Here is a 17,917-nt window from a genome sequence, read left to right on the forward strand (position 1 = left end):
CTCATCAGGGAGTCGCGGTCGTGATCAGGCAGCCCAGCAGACACTGCACGGTGGAGCTCCAGGCCCTTCCGGCCCGGATCGGCCAGGTGCGCAGAATCGTATCGGCACAGCTCCGGTACTGGCGTCTCGACGCCTTGATAGACCCGGCGGCGCTCGGCGTGACCGAGCTGCTGGCCAACGTGCACCAGCACGCGGTGCCCAGCAAGCAGTGCACCGTGGAACTGCTCGTCCTCCTGGACCAGCTGACGGTCTCGGTGCGCGACCTGGACCCACGACTGCCCCGGGTACGGACCGCCGGCACCCTCGACACCGAAGGCCGCGGCCTGTCGCTGATCGCAGCCCTGAGCGAGAGCTGGGGCGTGCGGCCCGACGGCGGCGGCAAGGTCGTCTGGTTCACGCTCCCCGCGCTCTCGGCGGCCCCGGAGGAAGCGGTCCGCCGTACGTCCGTGGGGCGCTCGTCGTGCGCCCGCGGCAAGGCGGCGCGCGAACCGGCGCTCACACCGGCCGAACCGCCCCTGCGGGCACCGGTGGACACGCGGCCGCGGGTACGGGGGGCCGGGGTCGGTTGAAGGGAGCGGTACGGGTCGCCGTGCGCCGAGGAGGGTGCGGCGGGTGAGGCCTGGCGTGCGGACGTGAGCCTTCACCCGGTGGCGGCGCGTGGTGTGTGCGGGCGCGCGGTCATGCATGTCCGCGCGCCCTCGTTCACGCCGTGCCGCCCTTGGTGCCGAAGCGCTCGTCCAGGACGGAGAGCCGGCGCCAGTACTCCTCCTCGTCGATCTCCCCGGCCGCGAAGCGCCGGGCGAGCAGGGAGATGGGCGACGGGTCGGCACCGTCCGCCGGTACGGGACCGGGGCCCCGGAGGCCGCCGAACGGCCGGCGGCGGCCCCGCCACACGGTGCGCCGCAGCAGGGTGACCACCGCGAACGCGACGGCCGCCCAGATCAGCGGGACGAGGAGGAACCAGGGGCCGGGGCCGCCGCCGGTCCACGGGTGCGCGAGCGCGTGCACGGCGGGTTCGTAAGCGGAAGGCTCGTACGCGGACGACGCGGACGACGCGGACGACACGGACGTGGCAGGTGCGTACATGACGGATCAGCTCCTTGTCGGCGGCGCCGCGCGAGCCCGGTGAGGAGCACCGGCCCGGCGCGGCTGCGGGAGTTCGTTCTTCCGAGCCTGGCCCACCGGGGGCCGCCGGTCGTCGTACGGCCGAGGGCAACGCGGGTACCGCCGAGGGAGTAGACGGTCCCCGGTGCGGCGGATCGCCGTCGCCTGCCGAGCGCCCGGCCGCCTCGGCGCCTGCCCGCCGACCCGATGTTGATCTCTGTAACTACCAGTATGTACAGTCTCCTCATGACCACTTCCGAACGGCTCATCGAGAGCACCCGGGAACTCCTCTGGGAGCGCGGGTTCACCGGCACCAGCCCGAAGGCGATCCTGCAGCGCGCCGGTGTCGGACAGGGCAGCATGTACCACCACTTCACCGGCAAGTCCGACCTCGCGCTCGCCGCCATCCGCCGTACCGCCGAGGCCATGCGGGCCACCGCGGACACCGCCCTCTCCGGGGACGGCAGCGCGTACGACCGGGTGCGGGCCTACCTCCTGCGCGAGCGTGACGTGCTGCGCGGCTGCCCGGTGGGCCGGCTGACCATGGATCCGGACGTCATCGCCGACCCGGCGCTGCGGCAGCCGGTCTTCGAGACGCTCGACTGGCTGCGCGGGCGGATCGCCGCGATCCTCCGCGAGGGGCGTGAGCGCGGCGAGTTCGACGCGCGGCTGGACCCGGAAGGGACCGCGGCCGCCGTCGTCGCCACCGTGCAGGGCGGTTACGTACTGGCCCGCGCCGCCGAGTCGCCCGCCCCCTTCGACACCGCCGTACACGGCGTGCTGTCCCTGCTCGCGGCCCGCGCCACCGGCCCGGTCACCGCCGGCTGACCGGCCCTCGGCCCCCGCACCGGAAAGGCGTCACCACCATGGAGATCACCCGTAACCGTCCCGGCACCCAGGCCGGCCCCGCCGAGCACTTCACCGGCACCGTATGGCTCGACGAGCTCGCGGCGCCGCCCGCGCCGTCCCGCCTGCGCCTGTTCAGCGTCCACTTCGCGCCCGGCGCCCGTACCGCCTGGCACCGCCACCCGCACGGCCAGGTCCTGCTCGTCACCGAGGGCGTCGGCCTGGTGCAGCGCGACGGCGGTCCGGTCGAGGAGATCAGGGCCGGGGACACGGTGTGGACCGGCCCGGGCGAGTGGCACTGGCACGGCGCCGCGCCCGGCACGTTCATGACCCACCTCGCCCTGGTCGAGGCGGCGGACGACGGCACGACCACCCACTGGGGCCACCTGGTCGACGAGACCCTCCGGCCCGCCTGAAACGCCCCGCCCACTCCCCCACTTGGAGCATCTGTGCACGCCCTGCAGTACGCGGTCACCCTGCCCGCCGATTACGACATGGAGATCATCCGCGACCGGGTACGGACCCGGGGCCACCTCCTGGATGCCTACGAAGGGCTCGGCTTGAAGGCCTACGGCATACGGGAACGCGGGGTCGACGGTTCGCCCGTCAATCAATACGCGCCGTTCTACCTCTGGGCCGACGCCCCGGCGATGCACCGATTCCTGCTCGGAGACGGCTTCCGCGGCGTGATCCGCGACTTCGGCCGCCCGGTGGTGCGGCACTGGATGGGCGTCCACCACGAGCGCGGACCGTCCGCCCGAGCGGTGCCCGGCTCCTTCGTCCGCCGCGTCCAGGCACTCGACGAGGGGACGGATCCGGCCACCGCGGTCGAAGAGGCGATGGCCGGCCAGCGGCGGCTGGCCCGTACGGACGGAGTCCACACCACCGCGCTCGCGCTCGACCCCCGGCACTGGGAACTGGTGCACTTCACCCTCTGGGAGGGCACCGCGCCCGAGTCCGACGGGGAGCGCTTCCAGGTGCTGCACCTGTCCGCGCCGGGCGCCGCAACGCTGCCGACCGGAGCGTCGTGGTGAACGAGGGCGCGCGACCGGCCGTCCCTACGGTCTCTGCCGTCCCCACGGTCTCTGCCGTCCGTACGGTCCCGGCCGTCCGTACGGTCTCGGGGGACGTCTCCCCCGCCACGCTGGGCCGCTGCGACGCCCACGACCACCTGTTCCTGCGCAGCCCGCAACTGCCCGGCCAGGAACTCGCCGACGCCGGCGCGGCGGCGGCCGAACTGCGGGCCTTCCGGGAGGCGGGCGGCGGCACGGTGGTCCAGTGGACGCCGTACGGGATGGGGCGGCGCGCCGGGGAACTGCCCCGGCTCGCCGAGGAGTCGGGAGTACGCATCGTCGCGGCGACGGGTCTGCACCAGGCGGTTCATTACGCGCCCGAGGTGCTGGAGCGGGTGCGGGGGAAGAGGGGTGCCGCGGGCCGGGACGGTCTGGCGGGGCTGTTCGTGGCGGAGTTGACGACGGGGATCGGGAGCTGGGCGGGAGACCGGGGTGCCGACGGTACGGGTGCGGCCGACGGTACGGACGCGTCCGACGGCGGTGCCGCGCGTCCCCGTGCCGGGATGATCAAAGTGGCCGGCGGCTTCCACGGACTGGACGCGCACGCCCGGTACACCATGGCCGCCGCGGCCGAGGCGCACCACGCCACGGGCGCTCCCATCGGCGTCCACCTGGAGCTGGGCACCGGGGCGCCGGACGTACTCGACCTGCTGTGCGGGACGTTGGAGGTGCCGCCGGGGCGCGTCCTCCTGGGGCACCTCAACCGCTTCCCCGACCTGGCCGTCCACCGGTCGGCCGCCGCTGCCGGAGCCTGGCTGGTCTTCGACGGCCCGTCACGTGCCCACCACGCCACGGACTGGCGGCTGCCGGACGCGCTGGCCGCGCTCGCCGACGCCGGGTACGGGGACCGGCTGCTGCTCGGCGGGGACACGACGACCGCGGCGGCCCGGTCGGTCGACGGCGGGCCCGGCATGCCCTATCTGCTGCGCACCCTGGGCCCGCGGCTCGAAGCCACCCTGGGCGCGGGGCTGGTGCGGGACATCTTCACGGTGAACCCGGCCCGCGCGTTCGCGGTCGCGTGGGCGTAGGAGGCGTGGAGGCGGAGCGGGCGGGCGTTGTCAGTGGTCCGGGTGACAATGGCGGCAGTGTGTCCGTCAGCCGCTGGAGGCACCGTGGAACACCTGGGCATCCTCGCGCACAGCGCCGAAGGGGCGGCGCTGTGCTTCCGTACCTTCTGCCAGGAGGCGTCCGCCGAACTGGGGGCGTACGACCACCCGGACGTGACGCTCGACTGCATCAGCATGGCGCGGAGCATGCCCGCCTGGGACGCCGGTGACCACCTCGCGATACGGGCGACGCTCGCGCGGAGCGTGGCCCGGCTCGCCCGCGCCGGGGCGGACTTCTTCGTCTGTCCGGACAACACCGCCCACCTGGCGCTCGGGCTGCCCGGCGCGGAGCTGCCGCTGCCCGGCCTGCACATCGCCGAGACGGTCGCCGAACGCGCCGCCCGCGACGGGTACCGCCGCGTCGGCGTCCTGGGGACGGCGTACACGATGGACGGCCCGCTCTACAGGACCGCGCTGGGCTCCCGGGGCATCGCGTGCGACGTGCCGGACGCGGACGACCGCCGTACCGTCCACCGGATCATCTTCGACGAGCTGGTGAACGATGTCCTCACCGAGCCCTCGCGCCGGGAGTACGTCCGCGTCATCGAGCGGCTGGCGGCCCGCGGCTGCGACGCGGTCGCCCTCGTGTGCACGGAGATACCGCTCCTGGTGTCACCGGAGGTCTCGCCGCTGCCGACGCTGGACTCGACGCGGCTGCTGGCCCGCGCGGCGTTCGAGACCGCCGTCGGCCGTCGGGCCGCGCCGCGGTGGCGCGGGGGCCCGGCCGGGGGCTGAGGTGCCGCGGCGGCCGTCCGACCGTCCGGCCCCTGCCCCGCCCGGCTCCCCCCCTACCCCTCCGCCTCCAGGACCACCAGCGGGTCGTCCAGCACCGGCTGCCATGCCAGTTCGGCCGCGCCGACCAGGCTGTTGTGGTCGAGCGTGCAGGGCAGGATCGGTACGCCGCCGCTGCGTCCCCACAGGCTGCGCTCGGCGACCACGGCCCGCAGCCGTTCCGGGTCGGCGCCCAGGAGTTCGCGGTGCAGACCGCCGAGGATGATGCGGTCGGGGTTGAGGATGTTGACGAGTCCGGCGATCCCGAGGCCGAGGCGGTCGATCAGCAGGTCCGCGGCGGCCCGTACGGCCGGGTCCTGGTACTCCTCGCGCAGCAGGTCGGTGGCCTGCCGGAGCAGCGAGCCCTCGGGGCCCGGTGCGCGGCCCGCGGCGCCGAGGAAGGCGAGCGGGTCCGCCTCGACGTCCAGGCAGCCGCGGCTGCCGCAGTGGCAGGGCGCGCCCTCCGGGTTGACGGTGAGGTGACCGACCTCCAGGGCCAGGCCCGAACTGCCGCTGTGCAGCCGCCCGTCCAGGACCAGCGCGCCGCCGACACCCCGGTGCCCGGAGGCGACGCACAGCAGGTCGCGGGCGCCGCGGCCGGCGCCGTGCCGGTGTTCGGCCAGGGCGACGAGGTTGACGTCGTTGCCCGTGAAGCCGACCGCCGGGGTGACCCCGGGGATGCCGGCCTCGGCGAGGGCGCGCCGGAAGAGACGGCGTACGGGGGCGCCCGTGGGCCAGGCCAGGTGCAGCGGGTTGAGCGCTTCGCCGTCGGGTTCGGCGACGGCGGACGGGATGGCGAGCGCCGCGCCGAGGCAGCGCCGGCCGGTCCGTTCGAGCATCCCGGCGCCGGACGCCACGACTTCGGCAAGTACGTGGGCCGGGTCGGCGGGGATGGTGTCGCAGCCGCTCTCGGTGGCCACGATCCGCCCGCCGAGGCCGACCAGCGCGGTGCGGAAGCCGTCGGCGTGGATCTGCGCGGCGAGGACGACCGGGCCGTTCTCGTCGAGGAACAGCCGGTGGGACGGGCGGCCTTGGGAGCCCGCCGAGGAGGTCGGGCGGGAGTCGACGGTGATCAGCCCGAGCGCTTCCAGCTCCGCCGCCACCGCGCCCGCGGTCGCCCGGGTCACGCCGAGTTCCGAGGTCAGGACGGCACGGGTGGGCGCGCGCCCGGTGTGTACGAGCTCCAGTGCGGGTCCGAGAGCGCTGCGGCCCCGCTCCAGCCTGGTTGTCCGAGTGTGGGTCACGGGCCCATTCTTGCTTTGTACCCACGGTAAACAAAATACGGGCCACCCTTCCGGAGGACGGGGGACGTGGCGCCGGGCAGCACGCGCTCGCGGCGGACGCGGTGCGCATCCCGTACGCCCGTGAGCGGGGCGGGGCGTCCCGGACGCGTCCCGGTGCGGCTACCGCACGGTGCGTACCGGCGTGTACGCGGGAGTCGATACGCGGCCGCCGGGTACCCGACCTGTCGGAAGGGACCGTATGCGGACCATAATTGGCTACTTGGTCACGGATTCGGCCAGGGCATCCGGCCGGAGAGCGCCGACGCGCGGGACGCGCACGCCGGCACCGTCCGGCCACCCCGACACCTGGGGGCTGCATGAGCATCACACCTCGGCTGCGTGGACCCGCGCGGCTGATGTTCGGCAATCCGGTCTCGCTGGTCTACCTGGCGCTGGTGGTCGCGGCGGTGCTCTTCGCCGTGGTGGACCTGGCTTTCGTGCAGCACGAGGACGCCTCGTTCGCCGGCATCTGGGCAGCGCTGCTCACCGCCCCCACGGTCTTCCCGCTGTGGCTCGCCGGTGACGCGCTGTGGGGCGGGAGCGGGTCGCCGCAGTGGTACCTGGTCCTGACACTGGCCGTCGCCGCGCTGGTCAACGCGCTGCTGCTCGGGCTGGTGCACCGCGCACTGCGCGGCCGGCCGGGCACGGGCCGGGCCGTTGTCAGTGGTGGCTGGCACACTCAGCGGCATGGAGATCACTGACTTCACCGCGTCCTTGGAACGGGACGGGCACCTCCTCGCGGACGCCGCCGAGCGGGCCGGAGCCGACGCCCCGGTCCCCACCTGCCCGGAGTGGCGGGTGCGGGACCTGCTCTCGCACACCGGCCTGGTGCACCGCTGGGCGACGGACTTCGTGGCCCGGGGACTTCAGCAGCCGTCCCGGCCGCCGGAGGCCCCGGACCTGCCCGACGAGCAGCTCGCCGACTGGCTGCGCGACGGCTGCCGGACGCTGGTGCGGGCGCTGCGCTCGGCCCCGGCGGACCTGTCGTGCTGGACCTTCCTGCCCGCACCGTCCCCGCTGGCCTTCTGGGCGCGCCGCCAGGCCCACGAGACGGCGGTGCACCGCGCCGACGCCGAGGCGGCGCTCGGCGTCGGCATCACGGCCGCCGCGCCCGCCTTCGCCGTCGACGGCATCGACGAGCTGCTGGTCGGCATGCAGGCGCGCGAGCGCAGCACGATGCGTACGGAGTCGCCCAAGACGCTTCTGATACGGGCCACCGGGGCGCCCGGGGTGCCCGACGCGGCCTGGTCGGTCCGGTTGTCGGACGCGCCGCCGCGCGCCGAGCGCATACCGAGCGCGCCGGCGCCGGACGACACAGCCGCCTCCGGGGCCGCCGCGGCGGACTGTGTGATCGAGGGCCCGGCGCCCGACCTGTACCTCGCCCTGTGGAACCGGCGATCGCTGGACGGCATCACCCTCACGGGCGACACCGGGCTGGCCCGGCTGTGGCAGGAGCGCTCGGGCATCTGACGCACGCGGTGCGGCGGGGCGGACACGGGGTCCGGGAGTCAACGGCGAGGGCGCCGCATGACAGGGCGTCACCATGCCCACCGACCCGCTCCCAGGCCGATCGCGACGCGATGACCGTCGAGATCGGGTCCGCCCTGCTGACCGGCGCGTTCGTGGCCGCCCTCGTCTTCGGCGCGGTCGTGAGCCCCTTGCTCTTCACGCATCCGGACCGGACGGGGACGGGCGGGATCCTGGCGGCGGCCGGGAGCGCGGCGGGGACCGCGTTCGTGTGGCGGGTGGTGCGGGTCCTGCGCCGCTTCGCCGGCCGACGCTCCGGGTGGCGTCCCGGCCCTCGGACTCCGGCCCCGGGTCTCAGGTCAGGTCAGGTCTCTGCCCGCAACCCGCGGTGGGCGGTCACCCGAGCCACCCGGGACGCACGAGCCCCGACTCGTACGCCAGGACCACCAGTTGGGCCCGGTCGCGGGCGCCCAGTTTGACCATCGTACGGCTGACGTGGGTCTTGGCGGTCAACGGGCTGACGACCAGGCGGCGGGCGATCTCCTCGTTCGACAGCCCGATGCCGACGAGCGCCATCACCTCCCGCTCGCGCTCGGTGAGGGCGGCCAGGGTGCCGTCCGCGGCCGGTTCCTTGGAGCGGGCGGCGAACTCGGCGATCAGCCGGCGGGTGACCCCCGGCGAGAGCAGCGCGTCGCCCTCGACCACGGCGCGTACGGCGCGCACCAGTTCCTCCGGTTCGGTGTCCTTGACCAGGAAGCCGGACGCGCCGCAGCGGATCGCCTCGAAGACGTACTCGTCCAGCTCGAAGGTGGTGAGCATGACGACCTTCACGGCGGACAGGCGGGGGTCCTCGGAGATCTGGCGGGTGGCGGCGAGCCCGTCCAGCACCGGCATCCGGATGTCCATCAGGACGACGTCGGGACGCAGGTCGCGGAGGGCGAGCAGCGCTTCCTCGCCGTCCGCCGCCTCCCCGACGACCTCGATGCCGGGCTGGGCGTCCAGCAGGGCCCGGAAGCCGGCGCGGACCAGCAGCTGGTCGTCGGCGAGCAGTACCCGGATCACGACTCCTCCTCGGTGGCCTGGGGCCTCACCGTATCCGGAGCGTGCCCGGGGCCGGGCCGCCGCGGCTCCGGCGGTTCGGCGGGTGTCGCGGCGCGCAGCGGGATGCGGGCGTGCACCCGGAAGCCACCGTCCGGGCGTGGCCCCGCCTCGACGGTGCCGCCGAGCGCGGCAGCGCGTTCCCGCATACCGAGCAGGCCGTTGCCGCCACCGGTGCGGCCGCCGCCGGTGTCACCGCCCCCGGTGATGTCCGCGGCGCGCCCGGCGGCGGTGGCCGGGCCGTCGTCGTCCACGGTGATCTCCAGCGCGTCGGGGAGGTGGGCGAGCCGGACCCGCGCGGTACGGGAACCGGAGTGCCGTACGACATTGGTCAGCGCCTCCTGGACGATCCGGAAGGCGGCCAGACCGGTCCCCGGGGCGAGGCCGGTGCGCGTGCCGCTCACGGAGACCTCGACCGTCAGGCCGGCGGCTTCGGCCTGCTCGCACAGTTCGGGCAGCCGGTCCAGGCCGGGTGCCGGGGCGCGCGGCGCGTCGCCCGGCGTCCGCAGCGTGTCCAGGACCTGCCGGACCTCGCCCAGCGCCTCCTTGCTGGCGGCCTTGATGGTGGTCAGGGCGGTGCGGGCCTGCTCGGGGTCGTCGTCCAGGAGGGCCAGGCCGACGCCTGCCTGGACGTTGATCACGGAGATGCTGTGCGCCAGCACGTCGTGCAGTTCCCGGGCGATCCGCAGCCGTTCCTCGGCGGCCCGCCGCCGCTCGGCGGCCAGCCGCTCGGCGCGGGCCCGGGCGAACTGCTCCCGGCGTACGCGCGCCAGCTCGGAGAGCGCCACGACCGCCACCACGAGGACCGTGACGAACAGCTGCTCGCCCCAGGGCGCGGGGCCGTCGCCGGGCGGCGGCAGCCACCGGTAGAGCCAGTGGCCGGTCAGGAGGTGGCTCGCCCAGATCAGGCCGACGCCGGTCCAGGCGGTCGCGCGGTGCCCGGCGGCGACGGCCGCGAAGCAGCCGAAGGCGCTGACGAGCAGGACCGGGCCGTACGGGTAACCGGCGGCGAGGTAACCGGCGGACAGCAGCGCGGTGCCGAGGGCCACGGTGCGCGGGTGACGGTGGCGCAGGAGCAGCAGGGCGGCGCCCGCGATCACCAGCGCGTACGCGAGCGGGTCGAGGTCGGCGCGGTCGGACTGCCCTTTCGCCGCGAAGCGGGTGCCGACGAGCACGAACAGGGTCAATCCGACCGTCGAGCCCCAGGGCAGCCGCCCGCCGGCCCGCTCGGCGAAGCCCCCGTCGCCCGCCGCCCGCCACCCTTCCAGGCGCGGTCCGTCCGGACGCGGGCCGCCCTCGCGCAGCTCACCCGGGCGCGAGCCGCTCCCCCGCGGACCACCCGGACGCAGACCGTGGCAGCGCCGCGCCCACCGCGGCCGTCCGTTGTCCATGCCGCCACGCTAGACCGGCGCGCCGTACGGGGCGTCAGCCCGGCGTGGTGATCCGACGTACTCCCCCGGGAGTAGCCGCCGGACGCGCCCCGCCGCACTCCCCCGCTCCGGGCCTCGCCCGGCCCCTACTCCCGGTCCAACGCCCCCATGGCCCGCCGCGCCACCGGATGCGTACGGACGATCTCGGCCAGTGTGGTCGTGCCGCGGACGATCTTCGCGAAGGCGTGCCAGGCAGGGCGGAAGCCGGTCAGGGCGGCGTGGATCAGGCCGGGGCGGCGGGAGAAGAGGGTGAGCATACGGCGGCCGACGCCCATCTCGACGCCCAGCCCGGCCTTGATCGCGAAGGCGTAGTTCAGGGCCTGGCGGCGGGCGTCCACCGCGTCGTGCGCCTCCGAGACGCGGGCCGCCCACTCCCCCGCGAGCCGCCCCGAGCGCAGCGCGAAGGAGATGCCCTCGCGGGTCCACGGCTCCAGCAGTCCGGCGGCGTCGCCGCACACCAGGACCCGGCCGCGGGAGAGCGGCGAGTCGTCGGCGCGGCAGCGGGTCAGGTGGCCGGAGGAGATGCTCGGCTCGAAGCCCGCGAGGCCGAGGCGGCCGATGAAGTCGTCCAGGTAGCGCTTGGTCGCGGCGCCCTCGCCGCGGGCCGAGATCACGCCGACGGTGAGGGTGTCGCCCTTGGGGAAGACCCAGCCGTAGCTGCCCGGGATGGGGCCCCAGTCCACCAGCACCCGGCCGGCCCAGTCCTCGGCGACCGTCGGCGGCACCGGGATCTCGGCCTCCAGGCCCAGGTCGACCTGGTCCATCTTCACGCCGACGTGGGCGCCTATCCGGCTGGCGCTGCCGTCCGCACCGACCACCGCGCGGGCCAGCACCACCTCGCCGTCGGCCAGCACCACGGCGACGGTCCGCCGGTCCGGCACCGCGGAGCCGTGCTGTTCGACCCGGGAGACCGTGACGCCCGTACGCAGCTCGGCGCCGGCGTCCTGGGCCGTCTTGACCAGCTGGGCGTCGAACTCGGGGCGGTTGATGAGCCCGAACAGCATGTTCTTGGAGCGGCGGGTGCGGGTGAGCTTCCCGTTGAGCGTGAAGGTCACCGCGTGGACGCGGTCGCGCAGCGGCAGGTCGAAGCCGGGCGGCAGCGCGTCGCGGGACGGTCCGATGATGCCGCCGCCGCAGGTCTTGTAGCGGGGCAGTTCGGCTTTCTCCAGGAGCAGCACCCGGCGTCCCGTACACGCCGCGGCGTAGGCGGCCGAGGCTCCGGCGGGCCCCGCGCCCACCACCACGACGTCCCACACCTGCTGGTTCTCCTCGGCTGCGCTGTCGCTGCTCACCTGTGCTTCTGCTCCCGTTCGATGCCTTGCCGCGTACCGCCCGCATCCTACGGGCCGCCCTTCGGCGAGCGTCCTGTGGGAAGATCGGCCCCACAATCGCCCGTACGTACGGTTGGTCCGGTGCGGCGCGCCGGACGGACCCGCACGTGACCCACGTGTACAACGCCGCGCCCACAAGGAGCGTTCCATGCCTGACAGCCCGCTCGCGCACACCGTCGCCTCGCTGCAGCCCCGGGCCAGGACCGAACTGGCCGAGCTGGTGGCCTTCAAGTCGGTCGCCGACCCGGCGCAGTTCCCCCGCAGTGAGTGCGAGGCCGCCGCCGAGTGGGTGGCGGGCGCGCTGCGGTCCGAGGGCTTCACGGACGTGGCGCTGCTGGACACCCCGGACGGCACCCAGTCCGTCTACGGCTTCCTGCCGGGGCCGGCCGGCGCGCCGACCGTGCTGCTGTACGCGCACTACGACGTGCAGCCGCCGCTGGACGAGGCCGCCTGGATATCGCCGCCGTTCGAGCTGACCGAGCGGGACGGCCGCTGGTACGGGCGCGGTGCCGCCGACTGCAAGGGCGGTCTGATCATGCACCTGACGGCGCTGCGGGCGCTGAAGGAGCACGGCGGCGTCCCGGTCAGCGTCAAGGTGATCGCGGAGGGCTCCGAGGAGCAGGGCACCGGCGGTCTGGAGCAGTACGCCGAGGCCCACCCCGAGCTGCTGGCGGCCGACGCCATCGTCATCGGTGACACCGGCAACTTCCGCGTCGGCCTGCCGACGGTGACGGCGACGCTGCGTGGTATGACGCTGGTGCGCGTCCAGGTGGACACCCTGGAGGGCAATCTGCACTCCGGCCAGTTCGGCGGGGCGGCGCCGGACGCGCTGGCGGCGCTGATCCGCATCCTGGACTCGCTGCGCGCGGAGGACGGCTCGACGGTCATCGACGGCCTGGAGGCGGACGCGCGCTGGGACGGTCTGCAGTACCCGGAGGAGGAGTTCCGCAAGGACGCCAAGGTGCTGGACGGCGTCGGGCTGACCGGCGGCGGCACGGTCGCCGACCGGATCTGGGCCCGCCCGGCCGTCACCGTCCTCGGCATCGACTGCCCGCCGGTGGTCGGCGCCACGCCGTCCGTGCAGGCGGGCGCGCGGGCGCTGGTGAGTCTGCGGGTGCCGCCGGGCACGGACGCCGCCAAGGCGTCGGAGCTGCTCACCGCGCATCTGGAGAAGGCCGCGCCGTGGGGCGCGCGGGTCACCGTCGAGCAGGTCGGGCAGGGCCAGCCGTTCCGCGCGGACACCGGCAGCCCGGCGTACGCGTCGATGGCGGAGGCGATGCGCGAGGCGTACGACGGTACCGAGATGCAGACGTCCGGCATGGGCGGATCGATCCCGCTGTGCAACACCCTGGCCGCGCTCTACCCGCAGGCCGAGATCCTGCTCATCGGCCTCAGCGAGCCCGAGGCGCAGATCCACGCGGTCAACGAGAGCGTCTCGCCGGAGGAGCTGGAGCGCCTGTCGCTGGCCGAGGCGCTGTTCCTCCAGCGGTACGCGCAGCAGTCCGCGGCTGCCGGCGCCTGAGCCGCCCGTACGGTGTCCGCTGACGGCCGGCCCGGGGCTCTCCCGCCGCCCCGGACCGGCTGTCACCGGACCGCCGCCCCGGACCGCCGGCACCGCCCGCTCATCCCACAGGGACGCCCGCCTCAAGATTGAGCGGGCGTCCCTGTTCGCGTGCGCGCAAGGCCCAGCGCAGCCGGTTCCAGCGCACCGGGGGCAGCATGTCCGCCGCCTCCTCCTCGGTGGCGAACCGCCAGTCCCGCAGTTCGGGCCCGGGCAGCAGCAGGTCGCGGATCTGCTCGCCCGCCAGCCGTCCGCCGTCGAAGAGCATCCGCAGCCCGCCGAAGCCGGGCGGCTTCGGCGGTTCCCAGTCCAGCACCAGCAGGCGCGGGGCGCTGTGCAGCCGGATGCCCAGTTCCTCGGTGACCTCGCGCAGCCCCGCGCGGGCCGGCGGCTCGCCCGGCTCCACGACACCGCCCGGGAACTCCCAGCCCGGCTTGTACGTCGGGTCCACCAGGAGCACCCGGTCGGCGTCGTCGAAGAGCAGCACCCCGGCCGCCAGGGTCTCCGCCGTGGGCTCCGGTGTCTGCACGATGTCGCAGGCCCCGGCGCCGGTGCGGACCGCTTCGGCGACCCGCTCGGCGGTCTCCCGGGGCGTCAGCCGTGCCGTGTCGATGACGTGCGCGTCCTGCTTGAGCCAGCCGAGCGCGTCCTCGTACGACTCCAGGTGGGCCCGGCCCCACTGCTGTGCGGCCGCGTCACCGGCCGGGTTCCCGGTCCGGTCCGTGAGGCCCGCGCGCTCGCGGAGGATCGTTTCCTCCGCGTGCAGCAGGACATGCCGTACGGACACCCGGCGCGAGGCGAGGCCGCCGAATATCTCGTCGCGGTACTCCTGGCGCAGCAGCGGCATGGGGGTGATGAGCGGCCCCGGCACCTCGTTGAGCAGCGCGGCGGCGGTGTCCACGACGAGCCGGCGCCAGGACGGCAGGCCCTGGTAGCCGCCGGCCTGCTCCAGCCGCGCGGCGGGCAGCATCTGCCGCAGCTCGCTGCCGACCAGTCCGGGGTCGTAGAGCGTGCTTCCGGGAAGCAGATCCAGCAGGTGCCGGGCCGCGGTGGACTTTCCCGCACCGGACGCGCCGTTCAGCCAGACGATCACATTGCCCCCTTGTCCCTAGACCCCTGTGAGTTGCCCGTAACACCCTGCCACGGAAACTTTTGCGGGGCCGGGGCTATCCGCGTGCTGCCACGGACGTGGCCTTTTCCACCTTCGGCGCGATACCGGAAGGTTTGAAGACCCCCTTGTACGCGCTGATCGCGGCCACCGCGGCGACGAGGATGCTGGTCACCACGTCCTTTCCGGCGAAGTCCCCGGCGAAGAGCGCGCTCCCCAGTCCCACCAGCACCGATACCACCACCTGCACCAGGGTCCTCGTGGCGTGCGACCATTGCGGCTGATTGACGACGGAGATGAACACCGGTGACGCGAAACCGATGATCAGCGCCCACATCTGGGCATTCGTCATGGCGCTTCCCCTTTCCCGCTCAGGATGCGGAGCACGCCGTCCGGCTGATCCGAAAGGCGTGCCTCAGCCGGAGCGTCGCCGCCTCCGCCGCACCCGGCAAGGGGCCGCGCACCGGATTTCCCGCGCCCGGGCGTACGAGGCGCGCGGCCCGTCATCCCTTGTTCGCGCCCAGGGTCAGACCCGCGATGAAGTGCCGTTGCAGGAGCAGGAAGACGACGATCGTGGGCAGGGCGACGACGACCGAACCCGCGGCGAGCAGGTTGTAGTCCGTGAAGAACTGACCCCGCAGATTGTTCAGGGCCGAGGTGACCGGGAGTTTGTCGCCGTCGGAGAGGAAGACCAGGCCCCACAGGAAGTCGTTGTACATCCAGGTGAATTGCAGGGTGCCGAGCGCGGCGAGCGCGGGCCGGCACAGCGGCAGGGTCACCTGGCGGTAGCGCGTCCACACCCCGGCGCCGTCCACGACCGCGGCCTCCAGGATTTCCCGTGGCAGGGTCCGCATGAAATTCGCCAGGACGAAGACGCAGAAGCCGAGCTGGAAGGCGACCTGTACGGCGAGCACGGCCCACAGCGAGTCGTAGAGCGTCAGCGAGTCGGACAGCCAGTACGGTAGCGGCACCTTGGTGAAGAGCACGTACAGCGGTGTGACGATGACCTGTTGCGGCAGCAGATTGCCGGCCGTGAAGAACATCAGCAGGAGCAGCGAACCGCGCAGCCGCAGCCGGGCCACGGCGAAGGCGGTGAAGGACGCGAGGAAAAGGGTGATCAGGACACCCGGCACCGCGATCAGCAGCGTGTTCAGGAAATACCGGCCCATGCCGGAATCGGTGAACGCCTGCCGGTAATAGTCGAAGGAGAGCCGGCTCGGCAGGGAGAAGTACCCGTCCCGGGCGGTCTCCTCGTACGGGCGCAGCGACGCGTAGACGGCCAGCAGCAGCGGCGCGAGGAAGGCGAGCGAGACGGCGAGCAGGAAGAGGTGCACGCCCCAGCGGCCACGGCGGCGGGGCACGCCGCCCGCCGGCCCGGCAGGGCGCGCCGGGCGCGCGGTCCGTACGGCGGGCAGGGTCATCGGCGCTGTTCCCCTCTCAGCTCCTGGACGAGATAGGTGATGATGAACCCGAGGGAGACCAGCAGCAGCACGACGGCGATGGCCGAGCCGAAGCCGATCCGGCTCGCCTCGCCGACGATGTTGTCGGTCACCAGGACGGACAGCAGTTCGAGCCCGTTGCGGCCCTTGTTGACGGCGTAGACGATGTCGAAGGCGCGCAGGGCCTCGATGACGGTGATGACGCCGACGATGACGTTCACCGGGCGCAGGGCAGGCAGCACGACGCGGAAGAACGCCTGCCGCTCGGTGGCCCCGTCGATGGCCGCGGCCTCCTTCAGTTCCGGGTCCACGGACTTCAGCCCGGCGAGGTAGAGGATCATCACGTAGCCGGTGTGCCGCCAGCAGGCGGCCAGCAGGATCATCCAGATGTTGAGGTCCGGGTCGCCGAGCCAGTCGACCGGGTTCTCCTCGGCGCCCAGCAGGGCGTTCAGCGCGCCCTGGTCGCGGGAGAGGATCAGCTGGGCGATGAAGCCGACGACGGCGAGCGAGAGCACCACCGGCATGTACAGCGTGGACTGGTAGAAGCGGCTGAAGCGCACGCCGCGGTCGATGAGCGCGGCGAGCAGCAGGCCGAACGGGGTGGCGAGCAGGCCGAGCGCGGCCAGCCACAGCAGATTGTTGCGGACCGCCGGCCAGAATTGCGGATAATCGGCGAAGAGGTGCTCGTAATTGCCGAGGCCGGCCCATTCGACGGCGCCGACGCCGTCCCAGTCGGTGAAGGACAGGCCGACGGAGGCCAGTGCCGGCCCCCACACCAGGACGAGGTCGAGCAGGACCGGCAGGCCCAGCAGGACGCACAGGACGGCGAGGTCGCGGCGGGTGTGGCGCCGCGGGCCCCGGCGCCCGGGGCGGCGCGCGGAGGGCTTCGGCACGGTTCCCGGCGCCCGGCCGGTCGTACGGTCGACGGTGGTCATGGCGTCAGTCCGCGGCGAACATCTGCTTCTTCTGCCGTTCGATGCTGTTCACCAGGCCGTCGATGTCGTCGGGGTCGCCGATGAACTGCTGGATCGCCTGGATCAGTACCGTCGAGGCGAAATCGGGGCGGGTGTCGCGGTCCATGAACTGTGATAGCTGCCGGGCGCCGGCCACCAGCCGGACGGCTTTCTTCTGGAGGGCGTCGTACGTCCCGGTGCCGGCCCTGCTGTTGACCGCGACATTGTTCGGATCCCGTTTCAGATAGCTCAGCTCGGCCTCCGGTGTGGCGAGGAAGGTGAGCAGATCGCGAGCGGCTTCGCGGTGCCGGGCCTTCTTCGCCATCAGGAACCCGTCGACCGGCGCCTCGACCGCTTGCCTGCCGTAGGCCGGATCGATCTCGGGGAACGGGAAGAAGTCCAGGTCCGCGCGGTTCTGGGCGGTGAACTGCTGGCCGGGGTGCGGCAGTCCGAGCACCGTCATACCGGTCTCCTTGCGCTGGAGGGACTGCGCCGCCTCCTGCCACGTCCGGCCGTTCGCGCCTTTCTGGTGGTACGGCAGCAGGCTCCGCCACAGGTCGAAGACCTGCCGCACCTGAGGGCTGGTCCAGGATTTCTCGCCGCGCATCAGGGCGATGTGGAAGTCGTAACCGTTGGCCCGCATGTCGAGGTAGTCGAAGGTGCCCATGGCGGGCCAGCCCTCCTTGTCGCCGAAGGCGAATGGGGTGAGGCCGTCCTTCTGCATCTGCCGGGCCAGCGCGCGGTATTGGTCGAAGGTCTCGGGGATCTCGTAACCCCGCGTCCGGAAAACGCTCTTCCGGTGGAAGACCGCCCACGGGTAGTAGTAGTACGGCACGAAGTACTGCTTGCCGTCCTCACCCGTGGACTGTTTCTTCACCGCGTCGGAGAACCCGTCGAACTTCCTCCAGAGATCACTGATGTCGGCGAGCAGCCCCTTGCGCGCGAAGTACTGCATCCGGTATCCGGCGAACCACGTGAAGACGTCGTCGGGCGTGCCCTGGAGGTAACGGTTGATGTTCTCCTGGAAGTTCTCGTGATTGACGGTGTTGACCTTCACCGTCTTCTTCGACTTCTTCTCGTACGCGGCGAAGGCGTCGGCGTACGCGCGCTTCGGCACCGCGTCCGAGGCATTGGACCCCAGGGTGACGCCGTCACCGGGACCGCCACCGCAGGCGGTGAGCAGCGACGGCAGGGCGACCGCCCCCGCACCGGCCGCCAGGCCGCGCACCACGGACCGCCGGGACATCCCGCGTACCGCCCGGCGCGTACGCCCGTCCGGACCGTCCTCCCACATCTGGACCATGTCTTTTCCCCCTCCTCGGCGATGGAACCGAACAGAACCGAACG

20 protein-coding genes are annotated in these 17,917 nt (G+C 73.4%); 10 read left to right on the plus strand and 10 right to left on the minus strand.

Annotated elements, in window-relative coordinates:
• Positions 1 to 20 precede the first annotated feature (20 nt).
• Positions 21 to 569, plus strand: a complete 549-nt coding sequence (locus AB0L45_RS29005; RefSeq protein WP_365845022.1) for an ATP-binding protein — start codon at positions 21 to 23, stop codon at positions 567 to 569.
• 133 nt (positions 570 to 702) lie between these two features.
• Here AB0L45_RS29005 and AB0L45_RS29010 read toward each other — a convergent pair whose 3' ends face one another.
• Positions 703 to 1,008: an SHOCT domain-containing protein gene (locus tag AB0L45_RS29010; protein WP_365845145.1), complete on the minus strand. Its 306-nt coding sequence runs from the start codon at positions 1,006 to 1,008 to the stop codon at positions 703 to 705.
• Between the two features lie 342 nt (positions 1,009 to 1,350).
• Here AB0L45_RS29010 and AB0L45_RS29015 point away from each other — a divergent pair, with 342 nt between their 5' ends.
• From AB0L45_RS29015 to AB0L45_RS29035, 5 genes are all read left to right on the plus strand, one after another.
• Entirely contained in the window at positions 1,351 to 1,932 is a 582-nt protein-coding gene (locus AB0L45_RS29015) for a TetR/AcrR family transcriptional regulator (RefSeq protein WP_365845024.1), read from the plus strand.
• A 38-nt stretch (positions 1,933 to 1,970) separates the two neighbouring features.
• On the plus strand, positions 1,971 to 2,366 hold the full coding sequence (locus tag AB0L45_RS29020) for a cupin domain-containing protein (RefSeq protein ID WP_365845026.1): 396 nt from the start codon (positions 1,971 to 1,973) through the stop codon (positions 2,364 to 2,366).
• A gap of 33 nt (positions 2,367 to 2,399) precedes the next feature.
• On the plus strand, positions 2,400 to 2,984 hold the full coding sequence (locus AB0L45_RS29025) for a DUF4865 family protein (RefSeq protein WP_365845028.1): 585 nt from the start codon (positions 2,400 to 2,402) through the stop codon (positions 2,982 to 2,984).
• Positions 2,978 to 4,051 (plus strand): phosphotriesterase, encoded by a 1,074-nt coding sequence (locus tag AB0L45_RS29030; protein WP_365845030.1) that lies wholly within the window; start codon positions 2,978 to 2,980, stop codon positions 4,049 to 4,051. Before AB0L45_RS29025 ends, AB0L45_RS29030 begins: the two co-directional genes overlap by 7 nt.
• A gap of 84 nt (positions 4,052 to 4,135) precedes the next feature.
• A complete protein-coding gene (locus tag AB0L45_RS29035) occupies positions 4,136 to 4,864 on the plus strand; it encodes an amino acid racemase (protein WP_365845032.1) in 729 nt (242 codons plus the stop codon).
• Between the two features lie 53 nt (positions 4,865 to 4,917).
• Here the strand turns inward: AB0L45_RS29035 and AB0L45_RS29040 are convergent, their stop codons facing one another.
• The gene (locus AB0L45_RS29040) at positions 4,918 to 6,144 is read right to left on the minus strand and encodes an ROK family protein (protein WP_365845034.1); all 1,227 of its coding nucleotides are present in this window, start codon (positions 6,142 to 6,144) and stop codon (positions 4,918 to 4,920) included.
• 356 nt (positions 6,145 to 6,500) lie between these two features.
• On the opposite strand from AB0L45_RS29040, the gene AB0L45_RS29045 reads away from it, so the two are divergent.
• From AB0L45_RS29045 to AB0L45_RS29055, 3 genes are all read left to right on the plus strand, one after another.
• Entirely contained in the window at positions 6,501 to 6,884 is a 384-nt protein-coding gene (locus AB0L45_RS29045; RefSeq protein ID WP_365845036.1) for a hypothetical protein, read from the plus strand.
• Positions 6,871 to 7,653, plus strand: coding sequence for a maleylpyruvate isomerase family mycothiol-dependent enzyme (locus AB0L45_RS29050; protein ID WP_365845038.1), 783 nt, complete (start codon positions 6,871 to 6,873; stop codon positions 7,651 to 7,653). Before AB0L45_RS29045 ends, AB0L45_RS29050 begins: the two co-directional genes overlap by 14 nt.
• A gap of 110 nt (positions 7,654 to 7,763) precedes the next feature.
• Positions 7,764 to 8,129 carry a DUF6332 family protein gene (locus tag AB0L45_RS29055; RefSeq protein WP_365845040.1) on the plus strand — a complete coding sequence of 122 codons (366 nt, stop codon included), beginning with the start codon at positions 7,764 to 7,766 and terminating at the stop codon, positions 8,127 to 8,129.
• Here AB0L45_RS29055 and AB0L45_RS29060 read toward each other — a convergent pair.
• From AB0L45_RS29060 to AB0L45_RS29070, 3 genes are all read right to left on the minus strand, one after another.
• Positions 8,047 to 8,712, minus strand: a complete 666-nt coding sequence (locus AB0L45_RS29060; protein ID WP_365845042.1) for a response regulator transcription factor — start codon at positions 8,710 to 8,712, stop codon at positions 8,047 to 8,049. The two genes, AB0L45_RS29055 and AB0L45_RS29060, sit on opposite strands and share 83 nt — an antisense overlap.
• A complete protein-coding gene (locus tag AB0L45_RS29065; protein ID WP_365845044.1) occupies positions 8,709 to 10,139 on the minus strand; it encodes a sensor histidine kinase in 1,431 nt (476 codons plus the stop codon). The genes AB0L45_RS29060 and AB0L45_RS29065 overlap by 4 nt, the downstream gene beginning before the upstream one ends.
• Positions 10,140 to 10,264: 125 nt before the next feature.
• Entirely contained in the window at positions 10,265 to 11,470 is a 1,206-nt protein-coding gene (locus AB0L45_RS29070) for a geranylgeranyl reductase family protein (protein ID WP_365845046.1), read from the minus strand.
• A 187-nt stretch (positions 11,471 to 11,657) separates the two neighbouring features.
• Here AB0L45_RS29070 and AB0L45_RS29075 point away from each other — a divergent pair, with 187 nt between their 5' ends.
• Positions 11,658 to 13,031, plus strand: a complete 1,374-nt coding sequence (locus AB0L45_RS29075; RefSeq protein ID WP_365845048.1) for a dipeptidase — start codon at positions 11,658 to 11,660, stop codon at positions 13,029 to 13,031.
• Positions 13,032 to 13,131: 100 nt separating this feature from the next.
• Here AB0L45_RS29075 and AB0L45_RS29080 read toward each other — a convergent pair whose 3' ends face one another.
• The 5 genes from AB0L45_RS29080 to AB0L45_RS29100 all read right to left on the minus strand — a co-directional run bounded on the left by AB0L45_RS29080 (position 13,132) and on the right by AB0L45_RS29100 (position 17,816).
• Positions 13,132 to 14,163, minus strand: coding sequence for an NUDIX domain-containing protein (locus tag AB0L45_RS29080; protein WP_365845050.1), 1,032 nt, complete (start codon positions 14,161 to 14,163; stop codon positions 13,132 to 13,134).
• A 73-nt stretch (positions 14,164 to 14,236) separates the two neighbouring features.
• Positions 14,237 to 14,530, minus strand: a complete 294-nt coding sequence (locus tag AB0L45_RS29085; RefSeq protein WP_365845052.1) for a hypothetical protein — start codon at positions 14,528 to 14,530, stop codon at positions 14,237 to 14,239.
• Positions 14,531 to 14,681: 151 nt separating this feature from the next.
• Positions 14,682 to 15,599 (minus strand): carbohydrate ABC transporter permease, encoded by a 918-nt coding sequence (locus AB0L45_RS29090; protein ID WP_365845054.1) that lies wholly within the window; start codon positions 15,597 to 15,599, stop codon positions 14,682 to 14,684.
• Positions 15,596 to 16,510 carry a sugar ABC transporter permease gene (locus AB0L45_RS29095; RefSeq protein ID WP_365845147.1) on the minus strand — a complete coding sequence of 305 codons (915 nt, stop codon included), beginning with the start codon at positions 16,508 to 16,510 and terminating at the stop codon, positions 15,596 to 15,598. The genes AB0L45_RS29090 and AB0L45_RS29095 overlap by 4 nt, the downstream gene beginning before the upstream one ends.
• A gap of 46 nt (positions 16,511 to 16,556) precedes the next feature.
• Positions 16,557 to 17,816 carry an ABC transporter substrate-binding protein gene (locus AB0L45_RS29100; protein ID WP_365845149.1) on the minus strand — a complete coding sequence of 420 codons (1,260 nt, stop codon included), beginning with the start codon at positions 17,814 to 17,816 and terminating at the stop codon, positions 16,557 to 16,559.
• Positions 17,817 to 17,917: the final 101 nt, after the last annotated feature.

Origin of the sequence: Streptomyces sp. NPDC052496, assembly GCF_040679095.1 — a bacterium.
In the GTDB taxonomy this organism is placed as follows: Bacteria; Actinomycetota; Actinomycetes; order Streptomycetales; family Streptomycetaceae; genus Streptomyces.